Source organism: Spirosoma sp. KNUC1025 (genome assembly GCF_045160025.1).
Taxonomy (GTDB): Bacteria; Bacteroidota; Bacteroidia; order Cytophagales; family Spirosomataceae; genus Spirosoma.
In genome coordinates this window covers 250,792-269,843 of record NZ_CP087139.1, presented here as the reverse complement: position 1 = coordinate 269,843, position 19,052 = coordinate 250,792, and the positions used below count along the sequence as shown (strand labels likewise).

Annotated in this window: 17 protein-coding genes and 2 tRNA genes; 8 read left to right on the top strand and 11 right to left on the bottom strand. The window is 43.4% G+C overall.

Going from position 1 to position 19,052, the window contains the following annotated elements:
- The first annotated feature begins 56 nt into the window (after positions 1–56).
- Positions 57–1,064, top strand: a complete 1,008-nt coding sequence (locus LN737_RS01175; RefSeq protein WP_405515480.1) for a hypothetical protein — start codon at positions 57–59, stop codon at positions 1,062–1,064.
- A gap of 37 nt (positions 1,065–1,101) precedes the next feature.
- Here the strand turns inward: LN737_RS01175 and LN737_RS01170 are convergent, their stop codons facing one another.
- From LN737_RS01170 to LN737_RS01150, 5 genes are all read right to left on the bottom strand, one after another.
- On the bottom strand, positions 1,102–1,761 hold the full coding sequence (locus tag LN737_RS01170; RefSeq protein ID WP_405515479.1) for a hypothetical protein: 660 nt from the start codon (positions 1,759–1,761) through the stop codon (positions 1,102–1,104).
- Between the two features lie 138 nt (positions 1,762–1,899).
- Positions 1,900–4,233, bottom strand: coding sequence for a hypothetical protein (locus LN737_RS01165; protein WP_405515477.1), 2,334 nt, complete (start codon positions 4,231–4,233; stop codon positions 1,900–1,902).
- 3 nt (positions 4,234–4,236) lie between these two features.
- Positions 4,237–6,174, bottom strand: coding sequence for a site-specific DNA-methyltransferase (locus LN737_RS01160; protein WP_405515475.1), 1,938 nt, complete (start codon positions 6,172–6,174; stop codon positions 4,237–4,239).
- Positions 6,175–6,196: 22 nt separating this feature from the next.
- The gene (locus tag LN737_RS01155; RefSeq protein WP_405515473.1) at positions 6,197–6,511 is read right to left on the bottom strand and encodes a HigA family addiction module antitoxin; all 315 of its coding nucleotides are present in this window, start codon (positions 6,509–6,511) and stop codon (positions 6,197–6,199) included.
- Positions 6,512–6,711: 200 nt separating this feature from the next.
- Positions 6,712–7,350 carry a hypothetical protein gene (locus LN737_RS01150; RefSeq protein WP_405515471.1) on the bottom strand — a complete coding sequence of 213 codons (639 nt, stop codon included), beginning with the start codon at positions 7,348–7,350 and terminating at the stop codon, positions 6,712–6,714.
- 87 nt (positions 7,351–7,437) lie between these two features.
- Here LN737_RS01150 and LN737_RS01145 point away from each other — a divergent pair, with 87 nt between their 5' ends.
- Positions 7,438–8,019: a hypothetical protein gene (locus LN737_RS01145; protein WP_405515469.1), complete on the top strand. Its 582-nt coding sequence runs from the start codon at positions 7,438–7,440 to the stop codon at positions 8,017–8,019.
- Between the two features lie 13 nt (positions 8,020–8,032).
- Here LN737_RS01145 and LN737_RS01140 read toward each other — a convergent pair whose 3' ends face one another.
- Positions 8,033–8,305: a hypothetical protein gene (locus LN737_RS01140; RefSeq protein WP_405515467.1), complete on the bottom strand. Its 273-nt coding sequence runs from the start codon at positions 8,303–8,305 to the stop codon at positions 8,033–8,035.
- 2 nt (positions 8,306–8,307) lie between these two features.
- Complete coding sequence (locus LN737_RS01135) at positions 8,308–8,577, bottom strand: helix-turn-helix domain-containing protein (RefSeq protein WP_405515465.1); 270 nt, start codon at positions 8,575–8,577, stop codon at positions 8,308–8,310.
- A gap of 97 nt (positions 8,578–8,674) precedes the next feature.
- Here LN737_RS01135 and LN737_RS01130 point away from each other — a divergent pair, with 97 nt between their 5' ends.
- On the top strand, positions 8,675–8,974 hold the full coding sequence (locus LN737_RS01130; RefSeq protein ID WP_405515464.1) for a hypothetical protein: 300 nt from the start codon (positions 8,675–8,677) through the stop codon (positions 8,972–8,974).
- A 93-nt stretch (positions 8,975–9,067) separates the two neighbouring features.
- Positions 9,068–10,537, top strand: coding sequence for a hypothetical protein (locus tag LN737_RS01125; RefSeq protein ID WP_405515462.1), 1,470 nt, complete (start codon positions 9,068–9,070; stop codon positions 10,535–10,537).
- A gap of 109 nt (positions 10,538–10,646) precedes the next feature.
- On the opposite strand, the gene LN737_RS01120 is transcribed toward LN737_RS01125, so the two are convergent.
- From LN737_RS01120 to LN737_RS01105, 4 genes are all read right to left on the bottom strand, one after another.
- Positions 10,647–10,732 (bottom strand) — tRNA-Leu (locus LN737_RS01120).
- A 58-nt stretch (positions 10,733–10,790) separates the two neighbouring features.
- A tRNA-Gly gene (locus LN737_RS01115) sits at positions 10,791–10,863 on the bottom strand.
- A 149-nt stretch (positions 10,864–11,012) separates the two neighbouring features.
- Positions 11,013–12,695, bottom strand: a complete 1,683-nt coding sequence (locus LN737_RS01110) for a hypothetical protein (protein WP_405520270.1) — start codon at positions 12,693–12,695, stop codon at positions 11,013–11,015.
- Positions 12,696–12,746: 51 nt separating this feature from the next.
- Positions 12,747–13,955, bottom strand: coding sequence for a hypothetical protein (locus LN737_RS01105; protein WP_405515460.1), 1,209 nt, complete (start codon positions 13,953–13,955; stop codon positions 12,747–12,749).
- Between the two features lie 196 nt (positions 13,956–14,151).
- Between LN737_RS01105 and LN737_RS01100 the strand changes: the two genes are divergently transcribed.
- The 4 genes from LN737_RS01100 to LN737_RS01085 all read left to right on the top strand — a co-directional run bounded on the left by LN737_RS01100 (position 14,152) and on the right by LN737_RS01085 (position 18,986).
- Positions 14,152–14,769, top strand: coding sequence for a hypothetical protein (locus LN737_RS01100; RefSeq protein ID WP_405515458.1), 618 nt, complete (start codon positions 14,152–14,154; stop codon positions 14,767–14,769).
- Between the two features lie 73 nt (positions 14,770–14,842).
- On the top strand, positions 14,843–15,991 hold the full coding sequence (locus LN737_RS01095; RefSeq protein ID WP_405515456.1) for an AraC family transcriptional regulator: 1,149 nt from the start codon (positions 14,843–14,845) through the stop codon (positions 15,989–15,991).
- 49 nt (positions 15,992–16,040) lie between these two features.
- The gene (locus tag LN737_RS01090; RefSeq protein WP_405515454.1) at positions 16,041–17,411 is read left to right on the top strand and encodes a serine hydrolase; all 1,371 of its coding nucleotides are present in this window, start codon (positions 16,041–16,043) and stop codon (positions 17,409–17,411) included.
- 150 nt (positions 17,412–17,561) lie between these two features.
- Positions 17,562–18,986, top strand: coding sequence for a S41 family peptidase (locus LN737_RS01085; protein WP_405515452.1), 1,425 nt, complete (start codon positions 17,562–17,564; stop codon positions 18,984–18,986).
- Positions 18,987–19,052 lie beyond the last annotated feature (66 nt).

Genomic DNA, 19,052 nt, shown 5'->3' with positions numbered 1-19,052 from the left:
TTAAGTATAAATCTAACTAAAGATACTTTTAATCTTAAAGTTATGATCCCTATAATATGGCTTATTACATCGTATCGGATGAGGAGTTTGTAAGAGTTAAGCAGTTATTTAAAGACGCACCAAATGTTGAAAATGCAGAAGGCCCAAAAGAGGGAGATAAGATTTTTAAAGAATTCCCTGTTGGTAATAATTTGGGTCAGATTAATAGACCGTACGAGCGGTACAACGACTATGAAGAATTAATGATTGCGCTACAAAGGCTAGATCCAGAGAAATATAGCATCTTTCACAAAGGTACTCCGTTCTATTTTTTAGCTTGGCTAGCGTTTGACATGCGAAATTATAATAAAGGTTTATTCTATATAGACGCAGCAATTGCTGAAGATATAAATCAGCGTCCAGTAGAAGGTTACACGGGTGAAGCAATACAATTTTATCTTTTAGAGAGAGAAAATGAATTTACAAAACGTACAGTAGACCGCATCCGAGATACGATAGAAGCTCATCTATCTAGGTGGTCAGATATAACAAAAGTAAATATCTCTCGCCAAATATTTATAGACAACTTCGTCAAGAAAATTCTCTTAGATAACAACAAATATAAAAGATCAATTATAAGTGCATTTTATGTTTTTCTTCTAGAGTTTGATGATCTTCGCAGACTTCTTGAAACACGTCCTAAACATGAGGTCTCAACATTGCCATTTATAACACATCTGTTTACTGGCGGTGTAATATTCGAATCATTATTGAAAAATGCTTATCCCCAAATAATAAAAGGAACTCTGAACAGTGTATTTAAAAATGCAGATTTTAGAACAGACTTTGGTGTAAAATCAATTAATCAAGAATCTGGTTCGCTGGCTTCTATAATCTCGAGTATACACTCGAGTAAAATATCTAACAAAGAATTATCTTTCTCAGTAACAACAAAGTTAAGGAATACAACTGGTCACAATATTGTTTGGGATGATATATTCGACAATGTCAAAAACTATAAAGATCTTTTTGAATTACAAGTTGATGCGATATTACACGTGATAGCTAAAAAATATCTGTCTTAATAATAGATATTGTGAATGTTTATAGGAAATAAATCTATCAATTGGTAATATTTTCAAACGATACTCCCAAACTAAGTGGAGCACTCCACATGAATTTTTGATGCCCTTCATGATAGGAACCCCAGTATTTTTTACTTTCTGGTAAACTATTTGAATATTCAATAATCCTACTTCTTGATGCTGCTCCCGATAGAAAGCACTCACTATATCGTTCCAATAATTTTAATTTTTCAACTATCGCATCTATTCTTTTGTTAGAAATATCCTCCAATGTTATAGAAAGAAAATTGTCAAACTTGCTGCTTTGTAATGAATAATACACTTGTACTTCAAAGTCAGAGGTTATATCGAGTTCGATAGAAGTTGATCTTTTGAAAATTTTGAAATCTCTCCTACGAATTGCTAAGTTTATATCGTCGCCATCAGCAGCCGGTATCCTTGATGATTTAATTGAGAAAGAATAAGCAAAATCTGGCTTACTTTTTACATCAGCTGTATGATCTAGCCAATCATCAAAGCTTTGACGGCTAGATAATATATCCCAACCTGGATCAGGCTCTTGATACTGGTCTTTTCTAATATCGTCGTAAGCGATAACATTCCGGCCATGATCCATTAAAAATTGTATAACCGCCACCGAAGCAATTTCTCCCATTACTCCGTCATCAAATTTCTCTGATATATTTCTTGGGTTCATGTTCGAACGGTCAATCGTGTAGGCTTGCCGATTACAAATCCAGCTTACTGCCCTGTTTATCATTTCGGGTCTAACAATGACTTTCGTAGGTTGGAAATTTGTTTGAGGAGCCATCATAAAAAATTTATATCGCAGTATCTATTTTATTAGATCAGAAATAAGAGTCGCAAGTGACAAACTAGGTTTTACTTTAACTCCGGTACTTTGCTTGAATATTAATGAATAGCCTTGCTTCCCAAGATATTTTGGACGATTATCAGTTCCCGTAACATATTCTCCTTCGACTAGAAACGCAATTCGAATTTTTATAGGTAAGTCTTCTACATCTGATACGCCCATTAGTTTTGTTCGAATAGCATCATTCATAAGATGACTACCTTTAGGATCAATCGCCCACAATGACTTTTTGGACCATAATAAAAAATCCGGATAAAAATTAACTGTGCCTTCACCTATCTCTGGAATAGGAATGCTATACCCAATCTTTGATGGATTGCGACACCACTCTAGACCTAATTCGTCTAAAACATCAGCTAACTTTACTTCAAATGGATTTAAGCCGTTGTATTCTTCATGCAAAGCGTTTGTATATTTTCTTACACGATATCGCTCTCTCTTATTATTATCATCGGTCTGTAAATCAGGAGAAACCAAATTAAATGGTTTTACTTGATAGACTTGATCCGGCTCATATTCAAGCCTAAACTCATCATTAAGTTGCTTTATAATCGTTGACAAGCTAAAGTTCAGCATTGCCATCGCAGGTGAGCCGGCTTGCATTTTTTGTTTAAGCCGAGGATGATCTTTTACAAATGAAGTAAAACAAGTACCATTCTTTCTTGCGACACGTGCATCAATTGCTGATAGACGTCCAATTAAATAATCCCATACACTAATTTCTGCATTATCCTCCCGACGCTCCTCTTTCCGCAATGATCCGTCCTCTTCATTACGGCGCATATCAATTACGCGGGTTGAAACCCGACCTGGCGCTTTTAAGTCTTCAGTAGCAAATAATGGGACGTTATTTATCAATATTTGATCTAACACATCCAAATCTTCACCAAAAAACTCAGCAACTTTTGGAACGCTAACAGGATGCTTAAGTGATGATTCTCTTGATGTATTTGGGCGATTACTAGTCCCTTCAATCGAGATAATTTCATAACCTTGATTCGCTAATTCTGCTTGAGTGTTCTGTACTACGTTAGCAAAATCTTCATCAGGAACATTAAAATAGAAATACGCAGAATTTAAATCGCCATCATCAAATGGCTGTGCATTTGGTTGTCTTAGAAAGCGACCAATTTTTTGAGAAATATCGGTAAGTGATTTACCTGTTCCATCTAAATAAGCAACATAAGCCCAAGGCTCATCCCAGCCTTCTCGCAAAGACAAATTCCATATCAAATGTGTATATCCATCCTGACGCAATGCTTCAGGTGACTTCTTTGCTTTATGAGTATCGATTAGCTGAGTCCAGGGCGCATTTGGATTTGCTTCTAGCATTGCCTTGTCAACATTAGCTAAATGAACTGCAATTCGTCCTGGGTCTACCCTAAGATTTTGGACAAGAGAGTCCCAAACTTCTAATCCAGCGATTGTGGAGTTTACCACAAAACAGATTATTGGTTGCTCTGAGATGATTTGTAATTTCTTGCTTAGCTCGATCCATTTATTATTAGCTTCTCTTAAAGCATCAAGACGTGTGGTGTTACAATCAACTAAATAAAGCCGCGTTTTAAGTAGCCCTGCTTCAACAACTTCCGAAGTAGGTACTACAACAGTTTGCTTTTGCAGAGCTTCTGACTTTTCTTCGCTGTTTCTTCCTGGCAATAAGTTAGATAAGCCCTCTGGCAGTTCAGATGCTGATGCAAGAAGGAAGGCACGTGGCTTCAGCTCTGTTAATCTCGAAAACTGCGCTTTCGTCCCGCCGTGTGCCTCATCATAAACAATATATAAGTCACGGCTACGACCCTCTAACCCATCTCCAGCTAACATCTGCCAGTATGTAGTATCGCCCCGTTCTTTATGGATGTTTAATACATCACCATCACGATTGAATAATGCAACAGTTGACAAAATAATAGTTAACCCAGTTTTCGCTGTACAAACGTCGTTCCAGTCACCTGTTGTCATCTCTGACAACTCATAGATTTGTGTGTTTTCTGGTAATAGAGAAGCATAGTTGCCCCCTGCGCTTAAATTCGCAAGGGTTTGAGAAATTACTGCACCGCGATTAGTCGTCCACAGCACAATAGCATTTCCTAAATTTGAAGCACAGAGGGCAAGCATGGGTGTCTTGCCGCTACCAGTGATGGCACGTAACCTACATAAAAATGGAAGTGGTTCTCCGGTATCTTGATCGAATTGTCTTTTAAACGGTGGCCCTGGGTATGTAGCCAACATTTGTGAGAGTTCCCCAGCAGCGCGTAGCTGAAAGGGCTTAAGAGTATCACGAGTAATTTGCACAGCTTATATTTCTTCTTCTTCCAACATATTTAGACGCGCCAAAATTGAATCAGGAATCTGTTGAAACCTATATAACTCATCATTAATTGGCGATACATTAGCTACCGCATAGATGTATACTGGTTTCGAAACCTGAGCACGCTCAGCTTCTTTCATTATTTCGGAGCGAATCTGCCGAGTAAGTGGCTGATGTCCATTAGTTTTACCTGCTTCCCAAACCAAGGCAATACCGAATCCTAAGCGAGTGCGACCTATTAAATATTGATATCCATCCATACGGCAATCGTGACGATTAGAATCTTCTTCTACGATTTGTAATATAATATCAGCCAAATTTTCGCGAGTTGACTCCATTAATACTTTTTTACTTAAAGTTTTTTTGGCTTCATAAAAAGTAAAACCTCCTGGCAGCTTAGGATGGCTTTTCTTATCAGCCCACTCTCCAGACATGACTCGACGTATACGCTCGGCAGTGAGACAATCGGTATATACGTCACGTTGAATAACCTTGTTAGTTGGATCGCCGTTTTCAACCAAAATGAAGCGACGGTTTCCGTTATCCTCAGCATTCATTGACAGCACAGCTTGCCCAGTGGTTCCACTTCCACCATATGGATCAAATATTGTAGCTTCTGGATTACGCCAAGTCACAAGATTGAACAGCTCGGCTAACATCTCATGGTCTTTGGGATTACCAAATGCGTTTTTACCTAAAACCTTTTCAATTACATCGGTAGAATTACGACTGTTCCGCTGGATTACACTGGTTTGAACACCTTCATCCATATCATCAAGGCGGTAAATAAGACTCGGCACTTTATTGTGAGTGTCTCCAAAATATACTTTTCCCGCTTCAATCATTTGCTTCATTTTCACCTCGCTGTAACCCCAGCCCCGGCTTGGAACTGTACATACTTGCCCAGTCGTCGGATGAATAACGTCGTATCGAGGCCCACCACCACCTGGCCAAGATATATCTCCTCCATCTCTATAAAGACCCCGATCGTCTACTTTGCGATAATTTATTTTTTTAGCTGGATGATCTTTTGGTAGAGCCTTGAAATAAGCACTCATTGCTTCTTGAATTTGTATTAAGTCATCTCCAAACTTGAGTTTAGCTTCTGCATAAGCAGTTAAAACTTCATCTACACCGTCTTTGCGTTTACGCCATCTCCCTTTTTCTTTCATGACCTGGTCTAATGCATCTTTATCTCGCGCCCATAGCAACATATATTCATGGCCTTCGGAGATATAGTTGGCATCGTTTTTACGAGAGCGTTCCCAGATGATAGTAGCGAGACGGTTTTTCTCTCCATACATTTCTTCTAGAAGCATCCATAGACGTGGAAGCTCGTGCTCATCAATAGAGACTATAAGGATTCCGGTATGCTTAAGAAGTTTTCGAGCAGCCCATAGCCTAGGGGCTATGTGATTAATCCATTTTGTATGACGTGAAGGGTCATCAAGAGAAACACCTTTTTCAACACGATTAATTGCTTTCTTAAGACGCTCGACCTCTGCTTTTGTATAGCGGTAGTTATCATTATATATAAACGTATCCTTCCCTGTATTATAAGGAGGATCAATATACACAACGTCAAAACCTGTTTTAGGCCCTCCTCGAAACTCTGTTAGCAAAGATCGCATCACAGCTAAGTTGTCACCATCAATTATACGATGATTTCCCCCGGTTGGCGGTGGATAACTCTTTTCGGGTACTGGCTTTATTGAAACAGGTGTCACATTCTCAGCTAAAAAACGATTTCGGCCTTGCCACATCAATGCCGCATCATTAGATCCCGTTTCTGATATATGTGAGAATGCCTCGCGCAGCCGCTTTTCTTCTTGTAGCTCCTCGATCATTTGAATGAGCTGCTCACGACTAAGTACCTGTAACAGCGGAGACTCTGCATCTAATTTATTCATTGTTTGCGTCACCATAGTAAATTTGTAGTCCTCTTTATTAAGCCGTCTGTAGGTTTTGCCCCTTTTGCCAAAAATGACGAATAGTCGACCGATTCACTTTTTGTTCAGCGTGCCATAAATCGTAATCGCGCTGCAAATCAGTCCAAAATTGGGCTGTATTGCCAAACGCTTCTGAAAGCTTTACCGCCATTTCTGCGCTGACCCCAGCCCTCTCATTCAAGATAGCAGATAAATTAGGTCGAGGCATACTCAATCCTCTTGCGATTTCTGTGATGGATAGACCACATTCCTTAATGTAGTTTTCGCGCAGAATTTTACCGGGATGAATTGGATGTAAAGCGTGTTCTGACATATTCTTATATATTACTATAAGATGTGATTAATCCAATTGCCTAGATAACAGCATGTTACGCTATGCTGGCAATTTTTGCTTTGTTGTCTGACCATTGTACCGTCTCGGAAAATAGAAACTATGTTACAATTGTAGCATGTAATACTACATACTACAAGTATTTTTCAATATATCTGAGTTTAAATATATTTTTAACCTGATCAGTGCTTTTCCATTAATACAGAAGACATATCTGCAACGCTTTTACCATCCTTTAAAAACACTTCACGATATTTGACTAACGTTATTGCTCGAATATCGTCCGATGTTATTTCATCTGGCAGCTTATAGGTATCATCAGCCATGATGCCACGCATCCACATTTCGGCGATCAAGGAGTGTTCAAGCTGCGGCTCATAGCCCAGGAAACGGGTTAACCGTTCCCGCACTGCGTAGCCGAATGGAGCAAACGTCGCATGGTAATTCTGGTAGATTGCTTCATCATAGGCCAGACATGTGTTGTGCTTCATGTCAGCATTACGAATGATTTTAATATGATCTTCTAACTGGTCCAGAAAATCGTTTTCCGCGATGGCATTCTGCCAATAGTTTTGAATCAGTGCGCGTAAGTAAGGCTCGTAAGGGAGCATTACTTGATCGGGTGGCAGATAACCCAGATTGATTTTGATCAGCTCACGTCCAGTTTCTTTCAAGTGGGGAAGCGTCGTCGCGTCAACAAGTAAATCGTCCCAACGAACAGCCAGTCGATTTCCTTCAGCGATTGCCTCGGCATAGTTAGCCTCGAAGCGTTTGGCGTCGCCGTTATAATCTGTATCAATGGTCTGCTGTCGCCAGTTCATTTTTTGACCCTTCCTATAAAAGTGGTCATGCTATTGCTTATATTAGCATAACTAAACTGATCGTCAAGCATTAACTGTACAGGAGGGATGGATAAGAAACAGGATGAGACTACACCATATCCCGCTGACTATGCGCATCTGGTCGATAAGGTCAAAACGGTTCAGGAGCTTGCCCAGCAGATTGATCAGCAGATTAAAAACGTTCCCCAGAATAGCAAGCCACAGCCTATACTTACACCAATTGGAGTTGTGCAGCGACGGTATTTTAACCGTGAGCGAACAATCGCATCGCTGAACAAGCAGAAAGACGATTTAAAATATGAAACACTGGCTCAGGTTGAACAGGAAGTGAAAGAGGCTGATCCCAAAACAGCTCGGCAGGTGCGTGATCAGGCGCGTGAAGAACTCTTCCCCAATCACTTCCGGCGAATGGGAGTTCAGGAGAAGAATACCTACCACAGTCAACCGAAGGATATAGAGGAATCGCAGAACTATATGGACGCGATGTTTTACGCTCCGAAAAACAAACGTGAAAAAGAAAAGGAGACGAAACCCGAACCGAAGCCTTTCTCTATGTCGCTGCGGTTTTCACAGAGTTTGAGTTCCCTGACACCAGGTGAGACAACTGGCAAAACAGCGAAGTCCGATATTGAGCCAGAAAAGGACTAATTTCTAATCGACGTTATTCTTTATCCGGTTCAATATCCCGATCTCTGGAAGGCGTGGATTTACCCTGCCCTCTGGTGAAACGATCGTTTTTCAGCCAGTCAGGCCGACGGTCTTTTGTCTGCTCTATCTGAAATTGCTCACGCCCTTCTTTAAAGCCGACAAGGCGGATGAAATCACTGTTGATGCCAGCGAGTTTCTCGGCCAGTTCCGGCATATGCTGAGCCATGATATAGCCCTCATTGAAGCCTTTCAAATATTCTGGTTCAACTTTCTTTTCATCCTCCATCGCTAAAAGGTGTTTCTGGCGTTTTGTTCGAGATAAGCATTTATTGAATCGCGGTCGTAAAGAATGATTTTCTTCTGGGGCTGCGAGAAGCGGATTTTGCCTTCATCACGCAGTTTCTGCAACGTTGTCTTTGATTTGACATTAAGCAACTGCATGGCCTGCTGATCGGAAATCCATTTGTCGTTTTCATGACCTTGCTTTTCGCGTAATCGAGATACAACCTGCTCGATCAGGGCGTAAAATGCTTCGTCTTCAAGGCAAATGACTTCCATATACTTGCTTTGAAAATAATTGTTTGAGATTAAGCAAGTATAGCTAAAAAATGGTTATTTACAGTTTATATTCACTAAAACCTTCTTATACATTATCATGGAAATGAAAGTACAATTCCAGGCACCGTGGAATAAAATAGAAGAAATTGTCGATGAACTTCAATCACTGGACTTAAACACAAGAATAGTTATTAGTGACAAATCACCTGTCAAACCTTCTATACTTGATCGCAAACCACTAAATCAAATTGAGTTATATGAAGTAGTAATAAGCGCATTATTTTCTAAAGTTACCGAAGAAGCTTATAAATATACAAAGGAGAAGATTGTGAGATATCTAGAAGATAAGAAAATAAAAAATAAAGTTCTAGAAGAAAACAATAAAACAAATAGTTAATGAAACCCCATGTACAATCAAATACCAATTCTTAGATCACCTATTAATCGGTCGGCATTTGGATCCTCATTCTATAATCCTCTTAATTTGTTTTTGAAGGTAGAGAATTCAATCTTAGATGATCGCTCGCCGGGTAGTTTTATAGAATACAATTCAGTTTTGGTCCACGAATATTCCCACTGGTTGCAGCATCAAGGGACTACTTTTGGTACATTTTTAAGTGCTTTAAAATATACCCAAGAATCGACGGCGTTGACGTTTCTTAGGGAAATTCCTAAGCCTGTGATGCGCAGACTATGGCAACGCAGAGAGAAAGAAGCAATACCAATAGTAACAATTGATTCGATTAGTCAATACTTTAAACCCCAAAGCTATTTAGCAAATACAGATGATTTAAATATATTCGGACAAATTTGGTTTGATAGTCAGTGGGTCTATTCATTTATGAATGATTGTAACACTATAGCAAATCCATCAGGGCAAATTTTTGGTGATACTATTAGTGATGTATTTCTACATAGTTACTTTTATAACGATCGTCTGTCTAGTTCGGAAATAACTGAAATGAGACAATGGTATAGTTTTGATGATAAAGAAATTCGTATTATTAGGTTTAGAAATCAATTCATCACTTCTAAATTACTAATGGAATGCCAGGCAACGCTTAGCGAACTCCAATTAATGATTAAATATTCCTTTTCTTTTTCAAAATTATATTCATTCGAGAAATACTTTATTAGAAGGCTTGATTCGTTATCAAACACAAGCTATGGACTTCCATTAGAAATTTTTCATTCCCTTTTGCATCTCAATCCAGCAAGTAATTTTAGCCTTATAGAAATAGACAGGATTTGCACCACAGTTAATATATTAATCAACATTGCTTTAAATCCACCTTTGCCTTTATTTAATTTAGGACCTCCTACAAATGCAAGATCATGGCAATGGCAAGATATTTACCCTCCTTTGAGGTTCATTAGAGCAATTGAAGCTGTGAAAAAGATCGGGATGATTGAGTATATGCCTACACACGCACAAACTAAGGAATTTATAAATAAAATAGTTTTTGTATCGCAAATACCAACAGTAATTGAAAATGATTTTAAAGAATCGAAAATCTTTAGAAAGATTGATTTTTCAGATAAGTCTTTGTTGATGACTGAAAATATGTTTGATTCTCATGACTACCTATATTGGGTGCAGAAGAAACTGGCCAAGTTGCGAGAAAATTCCATCAATTTTCTTACCAATTTTGCCAATTGCCAGTTTGGAGAAACTTCAACAGAATTGCTAAATATAATATTTGATAACTCACCAATTCAATTCATCAAACCACCCTTTTACTGGCTTTCAAATGATAGAATGGCCTCAGAAGACAATGCTAAATTTCACAATGGTTTACTGCGAAGAGTAGCTTTGAACTATTGTCTATTTGATGCAATAGTTGGTATTGGAGACTTTGATTTGCAGGAGTTCCCACCGGAAATTAGTATGAGCGAAAATTTTAAGGGCTACGTAAAAATTAACATGTACAATCTCATAGTAGATACATATAACACTTAGCGTTCGAGTATCTTTAAAATTGCTTCCTGACAAATTTTATTTGTTGTACCTATGTTGTACCAACAAAAAATGGGCTACACATCTCTCAGCGTAACCCATTGATAATCAGTACCAGGAGCGGGAATCGAACCCGCACGGCCCGTAAGGACCACAGGATTTTAAGTCCGGCGCGTCTACCTATTCCGCCATCCCGGCATCCTCCGCAAAAGCGGCATTTTACAAAAAAAGCACCGGGTTCGGTGCCTCTTTGTAGAGCGAAAGACGGGGTTCGAACCCGCGACCTCGACCTTGGCAAGGTCGCGCTCTACCAGCTGAGCTACTTTCGCGTTTTATCAATTTGCCGGTGTTTCGGCGAATTGTGGATGCAAATTTAGGGTGTTTTCGTGGTTTGTCAAGCACTGGTCCTAAAAAAATTTCACAAACGGTTGGTAGAAGTTCGCCGAAATCTGATCCTGAACGAGTTATCCTGTGCTTTTTAAAACAGTGGATCGTTTACCTGTGTATCAAAGATTCCCGTTAGTACGCGTCCGTTACGCTTTACTTGTACCCAGATACGATAGTGACCGGCACGGGGGAAGGCGTAGGGGAATTCAACCATATTGTTTGTTTTCATGGCATGAGCCATATCGCCCATAGTATTGGCCAGTATTTTGTTCTTTTCGGCTTCAGGGAGCGTTTTTAAGTTAGCTACGTAGGTGTCTATGCTATCCCGGAACCGAACCGCATCGGGGTACGTAAACGCTCGTGTTGTATCGGCAATCCGCCCAACCAGCGATTCTTCAGCGGCCATCGAATACGTACCAACCGGGTGTAAATGGATATAAACGGTTCCATCTGAACGGAGAATAACGGCATGGCCACCCATGCCCAGATAAGGCTCCAGCGAAACAGCCTTGCCCTGCGAATCGGCAACGGCAAATTTTAGCGTGTACAGTTTGCCCGATTCAAGCGCAGCACCCGGCGTGGATTCGCCGGGTTTGTCCATCCAGATCATGTTCGACCCATCCTCAAGTTTGGTACTGGCACCGGGTTTGCCGCACACAACCATATTATTGTCCAGATGAAGCGAGTTGACGGCATTGGCTTTCACGCCCATTGGTTCAGTTACGGCCCAGCTATCATCCGGGTCGGATGGCTTTGCATTGGCTGCCGCTTCAGGGCTAATTTTCAGAAAAGGTACCTCAATCGTATCCGTCAATGTTTCGGCGAAACCACTTCGGTACACTACGTCCGAATAGAGCAGGTATTTACCTCCAGGCAGGGTTGACGGTAAAGCAGCTTCATACTGCAACGTATCACGTCGGTTGGGGTGCAAATGGGCAAAGGCATCCAGCCCCGGCATACGAACCAGAAAAGAGTGCATGAGCTTGCCGTGGTCGGGCAGCATAAAACTAAACAGCCGGCGGATTCGACGATTATTTCCAAAACCAGTGGTGTCGAACTGAAGGGTAAGCTGCCGCTGAGCGTTTGCCACCCGCACAGTGGCCTGAGTGCGGGTTGGGCGATATAGTTGCACGTTGCGGTAATCTTCAGCCGTACTGGTCCACCAGGATCGCCAACCGACCAGAATTAAGCTGACAACAACCAATCCTATGCCCATACCAATCAGTCGCTGACGGCCGAGCGTTTTAGGCCCCGACTGATTTGGTGCAACGATGCCATCGGCATTACTCGCGCCAATGATTGTGATCAGCATGACAACCAGCAGTAAACCCATAGCCGCCAGCGCCCAACCCGTTCCAGCGGGCATATCGCGCAGGGCGGTAGCTACAGCGACAACGGGCACAATAACCTGTTGTTTTCCATCAGGTCCGTCGATACTCAGCTCAATACTCGATGAACCGGAATCCATTAGCCATAGATCGCCAACGTAGCGATTTGCTTCCACGTGTGTTAGTACGTCATGTGTCGGCGCACCCTTGTCGCCCGATTGAAAATAAACCGGGCGGGCACCAATGCTTGTTACGTTGCCCTGTTCAACGAATACCGTGACGACGGCTGTACCGGGTACGACATCGGGCGGTTTTACACTAATCAGCAACTGATATTTACCGGCCTGTTTCTGGACGATCACGCCCGAACTACCTACATGGGCCGTTGCAATACGTACGTGGGAAAATGCCAAAATCAGTGAACAAAAAAGAGCAATCCATTTCATTCGTTTATACGGATTCCATTTTATAAAGGCCATACTCGTTTTCTTGTAAGCTTATCGTACTACTCGTTTCATCCAGTTCCCCCATAGCAGACCAACGCGAGCCGAAAGAGTCGCGTAGATTAGTGCTTTTCCAAATCCCAGCCAGAATTCTGAAGCAGATTGCTTACTCCAGGGGGCAAACGCGTACCGATATTCCCAGTTGGGCGGGGAATCGTAACTCCATCCGTACGACAGAAAAAAACCATTGCGGGCATAGGGTGATGTTTGCAGAAATTCGCCAAACGGCCATTGCACTGCCAGCAACACAATCATAAAAGCTACGGCATACAGCGCTGCCAGTAACCAGTCATTCAGTTTTTTACCACCAGCCTTAGGCGTTTCGAAACGATGCATCAGCCAATCGAGAACCAGTGCCGGAAAGATCAGAAGCATTGGGAAATGAAAAGGCTGATAGTGTGTTACGGGGTTCAAAACGGGGCCAAGGCGAGGTGTAGCCGGAAAGAACTGTAATATCCAGCTTGGCAGAACCAGCGCCAGCATGTAAATACCGGCAATCGTAGTAATTGGCCAGCGTAGCAGCGATGCTCTGCCTACGGCCAGTAAGAAAAAAGGAAATATGATCGAAGCCGTTGTGTAATAAATGGAGTTGTGCGATTCAAATTTGCCCATTGACTCGGAAGATATCCCAAAAAGCATGACCAGCAACAGCGATGCTGAAATTGCAAACAGCCACTTTAGTCGATTTGCCCGGCCGGTATCTGCGTCCGACTGAACACCCAACGATGTACGGTACTGGTTTTGCAGCGCCAGTACGCCCACCATGGCTCCGAACTGGACGGTCATGATACCGATAGCCAGAATGGTATGGGGCGGGGTAAGTATTTGCACATCGAGGCCATACGTGTTGTGCCACCAGTCGTCAAAGGGGGCGGAAGTTAACATGGCCAAAGCGCCCCAGACGCAGAACATGGCACCCAGTGGCCCATAAAATACACCCCAGAATGGCACTGCCGAAGTCCGGTCAGGGTGATTTCGGGAAAAAGTTAGATTCAGAATCTGGTAGGCTGAAAACAGGCCCGCTACTACGGCCCCCACATAGATGACCATATGGGGCGGGGCAAACAGGCCATCGCGCCCGATGGTTATGTGCCACATGATATCCCAGAGTAAACCCCAGACGACACAGAGCGAGGAGAAAACAACGGCGTTGATGTAGACGGGTACGCCTAACTGCCCACTAACAGTTCGGTTGTCAGTCATACGTAAGTGAAGATTGAATGAAAATGAATCGGTTGCATGAACGAATTTGGTGTGGTTGAATAAAGAAATACAAAATAGGGAAATGTTGCATACGTACTGAACAAAACCCTCTCGTTGGCTCCCCTTGATTCAACGGGACACAAATCAACTGATTTATAGCGTTATTTGCATAACATTTGATTATACGTAATCTACCATGCCGCACTTCGCTTCACTTATCCATCGTTTTTCGTTGAAAGCCAAGGCATTGATACTGGTTCTTGGTCTGTTCATGAGCGCATGTGTACCCGATTTTCTCTCCGATTCAGATTGGGTCGTGATTGAGGCCGGTGAGCATGAGCCCAACCCAAAACGCAAGGTCGGTTTGCTGATTAGCCCGCACGAAATATCGGCTACCGTTACGTTCGACAGCAGCTGTATTTATGACTTAGGTTACGAAGACACCGACGACTGGAATAAAGTGATTGGACTGGGTTTTGTCGGTTCCAAGGATCAGCCGCTGGATGGCGTACCTCCGCATCAGGTCGATGGTGCCCGCGTTGGCTGGCGCTGGAATAGACAACGTAAATGCATTGACCTCGGAGCATACATTTACGTAGAGGGCAAACGGATTGATTTCAAAGTGGCCGAAACAACCATCAATACGCCAACGAAGCTGACGATCAAGATCGATTATGATCGGAAAATGTATCAGGTGCTGGGCGGACAGGCGGTGCCGTTTACGCACGACAAATCGTTTGCTTACAGTACGGGTCTTTATTTCGGGGGCAATCAGGTCGCTCCCCACCGAATCCGGGTAAAAATTGTGGACTAGCCTTCTTTTAGTCAGAAATCGTCAGCGAAGTCGTTGGTTGTGAATCCGCTTTTCAGTTGTTGGCCGTTTCTGCATGACTATTTCTCCGTTCTCATTAATTCTGCTGCTGGGCGCTATTCAGGGATTTATCCTGGCAACGCTTATTTGGGTTAATCAGAAAGGAAACCGCCTGGCGAACCGATTGCTGGCTACGTTAATTGGGTTGCTGGCACTAATGAGCTTCTCGGTAGGTATTCCGACAAGCAACCGGTTTGTGAGCCTGTTTATGGAACTGGTTCCCATGATCATGGCCATGCCGATTGGGCCGCTGATCTTCTTTTATACGCAGTCCGCACTTGATTCCTCGTTTCGTCTTGGCAAAAAAGAACGACGACATTTTTATCCGGTCGTATTGGACTGGGGTGCCAAACTGATCGGCTGGGTGTTCGTTATCGGTTTACTGCTGGGCGTTTTTTCGCAAAAAGAAGGATCACATTGGGGATACGTAATGGATGAGTACAACACCTATGTCGATATTCCGCGCTGGCTTTCGGTTACGGTTTATTTATTTTTAAGCATGAAATTTCTGAATCGGTATCGGGCTTCAGTTACCAGTGCTGAACAGCAAAAGAATGTGAAGTGGCTTCGCCAGTTTGTTAACGCGTTTCTTATTTTTCAATGCATTTGGCTGATTCATCTGGTACCGTATATCATTCCGAGTTCTCGGGAGCCCCTTCTTGATCGCTTTGGCTGGTATCCGATTTATATTCCTATTGCCATTTTGATTTATTGGCTGGGTTTACGGGGCTATTTTCATACTCGTACCGCTACGTCGACCAGTCAGTTTCAGAAACCCGCCGGTACCGAACTGCCCACAGAAACTGTAAAGCAGGTTACCCGCGCGCTATCCGAAGCCATGGCGTTGGACCAGCTTTTTCTGGACCCTGAACTGACGGTCGAAAAAGTAGGACAGCATACCCGCCTGGCGCCCAAGCTAATTTCGGCAGTGCTCAATCAGCATCTGCGCAAAAACTTCAATGGCTTCATTAATGAATACCGCGTTGAGGCCGTAAAGCAGCGGCTGACTAATCCGGCTTATGAACACCTCACCCTGACCGGCATTGCTTTCGAGTGTGGGTTTAATTCACAGGCTACGTTTCAGCGAACATTTAAGCAATTGACGGGTGTATCGCCCGGCGAATACGTAGCACAGCAGAAAAATTCCTCTCAAATCAGGATTTGAGTAGATAGGAACGTTGCTTTTGGCCTGTTTTGGTTAAAAATAACGTATCATGAAAACGCTGTTCCGCCTATCTATCCTTCTACTTTCTCATTTGCTAACCCCGGCGAGTGCTCAGCGCGTTAAAACAACGGCTGAGAAACTCGATGAATATCTGACGGCAGCCGCGAACCTGCATCGGTTTAATGGTACGGTGCTGATTGCGAAAAAAGGGACGGTGCTGCTTCAAAAAGGGTACGGATGGCGAAATGAATCGTCCCGGATTCCCAACGATACCGCCAGTATTTATCAGCTTGGGTCCATCACGAAAACATTCACCGGCGCGGCTATTCTGCAGTTGCAGGAAGAAAAAAAGCTGTCGGTTAAAGACAAACTGAGTAAATACGTTCCTGATTATCCCAATGGCGACCAGATTACGCTTGAGAATTTATTCCTGCATAATTCGGGGATTTATGATTTTAAAGCCATTCTCTACGGTCCGGACAGTGCCAGACTGACGCAACCTGTCACAAAAGAATGGATGCTCGCCCAGTTTAGAGATAAGCCGTTCACGACAAAGCCGGGCGGGGACGTGCATTACACTAATTCCGGCTATTACCTGCTGGGGCTGGTCATCGAAAAAGTGACGGGAAAGCCGTTCGAAACCGTTATCCGTGAACGATTTATTACGCCCCTGCGCCTGTCGAAAACGGGCTTTGACTTTCGGAATCTGAAAAATTCAGGAAGAACAACCGGCTATACGTACTGGAAAGATTCCGTTTTGGTTGTTACGCCCGTAATCGATTCGACGGTTGCCTATGCGGCTGGTGGTATGTATAGCTCCACGGGTGATTTGTATCGATGGGCAAGAGCCGTTCTGTCCCGTCAGTTGCTCAAACCAGAAAGCTGGGCGGCAACCTTCAACCCACTAAACAAAGGCAACTGGGGCTACGGGTGGGGGATAAACTACTTCGATAAGAATAAGAAACTGGTGTTCCAGAACGGTAACCTGCCGGGCTTCGCCACATTTTTTGCCCTCATTCCTGAAGACGATGTAGTGATGGTTATGCTCGCCAATATCGACGATACGTCGGACATGACGACGCTGGAGCCGATGCTTAAAGACCTGTTTTTTATTACGTGCGGAATGCCCTACCAATTGCCTGTGAGCTATAAAACGGTTCCGGTGAGTGAGGCTGTTTTAGCGCAATACGTTGGTAAATACCAATTGACGCCTGATCGAATTCTGGCGATAACCCTCGACAAGGGACGCCTTTTTTTGCAGGTAACCGGACAGGATCGGTTCGAAATTTTTCCGTCGGGCGAAACCGAATTTTTTCTGAAGGTTGTCAGTGCTCAATTAACCTTTCAAAAAGATGCTACGGGCAAAGTGAGTCAGGTTGTCGTGCATCAGAATGGAGACGTAGTGGCCAAGCGATTATAAAATGCCTCCTGAATCAAACAGCTTACCAACTGTAGAAAGTCAACGTATTATGAAATTCATTTACTGCATTCTTTTTTTCTTCTGCCCTGTTCCCTGACGGCCCAGCCTGACAAGGATACGTTAGCCACAAAAATTCTGCAACCCGCCGATATGCAGGCCGATTTTCGTTACCTGCGTCGGATGCTGGAAGAAACGCATCCGGGGCTGTATCGTTATACGCCCAGGCCGGTCATGCAGGCTAAATTAGACAGTATCGACCGCAGCCTGAACAAGCCGCTACCGTTTTATACGTTCTTTAAAACGGTAGCATCACTCATGGCCGACATTCGCTGTGCGCATACGCATGCTTTGCCTGGTAAGAATTGGCGTGAGCAGTTTAATCACACCTTGAAAACAATACCGTTTTTCATGTTTCCATCCCAGAATCGGGCTTATGTGTTGCTGAATGGTATTACCGACCAAACCATCAAACCTGGTTTTGAATTGCTCAGTATTAACGGGCAGCCTATGGAAGCCATTCGGCAGCAGGTATCCCGATATTACTGGACAGATGGATACATTGAATCGGCTAAAATGGCTACGCTAAAAGGTGAATTGTTTGCTTTGTTCTACTACTGGTTTATCGACCGGCCTGATACGTTCGCACTCACGTTTCGCAGCCCGACCGGCGATACCCTACGCGTCGAGACGCCCGCAAAACCATTTCAGACTTCCCTGCAATTGATGAAACAAAATCCTGTCAACAAACAGATGGTGGCCTGGTACGTAACGAAAAATTCTAAGCACCCCTGGCGACTATATTTTCCTGATACGCTCGCCAGCACAGCGTATCTACGACTTGATGGATTTGGCAGTAAGGGCGTCAATAGCAATGAAGAGGCTGTTCGGGTGTTTCGTCAGTTTATGGATAAGAGCATGGCTAAAATTCAAAAGAAACAGGCGAAAAATATGATCGTTGATGTTCGAGCGAACACAGGCGGCTGGGATAGTCAGGGTATCGAGTTACTCACGTATCTGCTGAAAGCTGACACGGCCGTGGCTTATTACGCCCGCCAGCACAGCGTAACGGATGATGCTGATGCTGAGTTTATGAAATTTTCTGATCTCTCCGAGGCTGACCGGAAAAATATAAAGAACGAGCTGATTCCTGAGCCGGACGGTACGTTCACCCTCAAACAGGGCAGCGACACACGTGCTCCAAAACGCTACGTTCCCAAACCCAACCGGTTCCGGGGGCAGGTGTATATCCTGATGGATGGAGCAAGTGCGTCTACGGCATCAGAGTTTCTGGCTGTGGCACACGCCAATCGGGTAGGGGTATTTGTGGGTGAAGAATCGGGCGGGGCCTACGAAGGCGGTAACGGCAGTAGCTTTATCAACCTTGAACTGCCAAAATCGGGTATACAGGTCAGTACACCGTTGGTATATTACAACAACGCCGTACCGGAACTGAAACAAAAAGGACGGGGTACAATGCCCGATTATTTTGTGCCGCTCACAATCAGCAACGTCCTGAACCACACGGCTCCGCACGTTACTTTTGTAAAGGAGCTGATCCGAAAGCAGAACAAATAACGAACAAGACCGGCCCGTATTTGATTAATGGACCAACTGTTGCCTCGTCGCATTGGTTATCTATTA

Excerpts from the sequence above, each read along its gene's own strand:
- LN737_RS01175 (WP_405515480.1), top strand. The coding sequence starts at position 57 with ATGGCTTATTACATCGTATCGGATGAGGAGTTTGTAAGAGTTAAGCAG.
- LN737_RS01170 (WP_405515479.1), bottom strand. The coding sequence starts at position 1,761 with ATGAACCCAAGAAATATATCAGAGAAATTTGATGACGGAGTAATGGGA.
- LN737_RS01160 (WP_405515475.1), bottom strand. The coding sequence starts at position 6,174 with ATGGTGACGCAAACAATGAATAAATTAGATGCAGAGTCTCCGCTGTTA.
- LN737_RS01155 (WP_405515473.1), bottom strand. The coding sequence starts at position 6,511 with ATGTCAGAACACGCTTTACATCCAATTCATCCCGGTAAAATTCTGCGC.
- LN737_RS01150 (WP_405515471.1), bottom strand. The coding sequence starts at position 7,350 with ATGAACTGGCGACAGCAGACCATTGATACAGATTATAACGGCGACGCC.
- LN737_RS01145 (WP_405515469.1), top strand. The coding sequence starts at position 7,438 with ATGGATAAGAAACAGGATGAGACTACACCATATCCCGCTGACTATGCG.
- LN737_RS01140 (WP_405515467.1), bottom strand. The coding sequence starts at position 8,305 with ATGGAGGATGAAAAGAAAGTTGAACCAGAATATTTGAAAGGCTTCAAT.
- LN737_RS01135 (WP_405515465.1), bottom strand. The coding sequence starts at position 8,577 with ATGGAAGTCATTTGCCTTGAAGACGAAGCATTTTACGCCCTGATCGAG.
- LN737_RS01130 (WP_405515464.1), top strand. The coding sequence starts at position 8,675 with ATGGAAATGAAAGTACAATTCCAGGCACCGTGGAATAAAATAGAAGAA.
- LN737_RS01110 (WP_405520270.1), bottom strand. The coding sequence starts at position 12,695 with ATGAAATGGATTGCTCTTTTTTGTTCACTGATTTTGGCATTTTCCCAC.
- LN737_RS01105 (WP_405515460.1), bottom strand. The coding sequence starts at position 13,955 with ATGACTGACAACCGAACTGTTAGTGGGCAGTTAGGCGTACCCGTCTAC.
- LN737_RS01100 (WP_405515458.1), top strand. The coding sequence starts at position 14,152 with ATGCCGCACTTCGCTTCACTTATCCATCGTTTTTCGTTGAAAGCCAAG.
- LN737_RS01095 (WP_405515456.1), top strand. The coding sequence starts at position 14,843 with ATGACTATTTCTCCGTTCTCATTAATTCTGCTGCTGGGCGCTATTCAG.
- LN737_RS01090 (WP_405515454.1), top strand. The coding sequence starts at position 16,041 with ATGAAAACGCTGTTCCGCCTATCTATCCTTCTACTTTCTCATTTGCTA.
- LN737_RS01085 (WP_405515452.1), top strand. The coding sequence starts at position 17,562 with ATGCAGGCCGATTTTCGTTACCTGCGTCGGATGCTGGAAGAAACGCAT.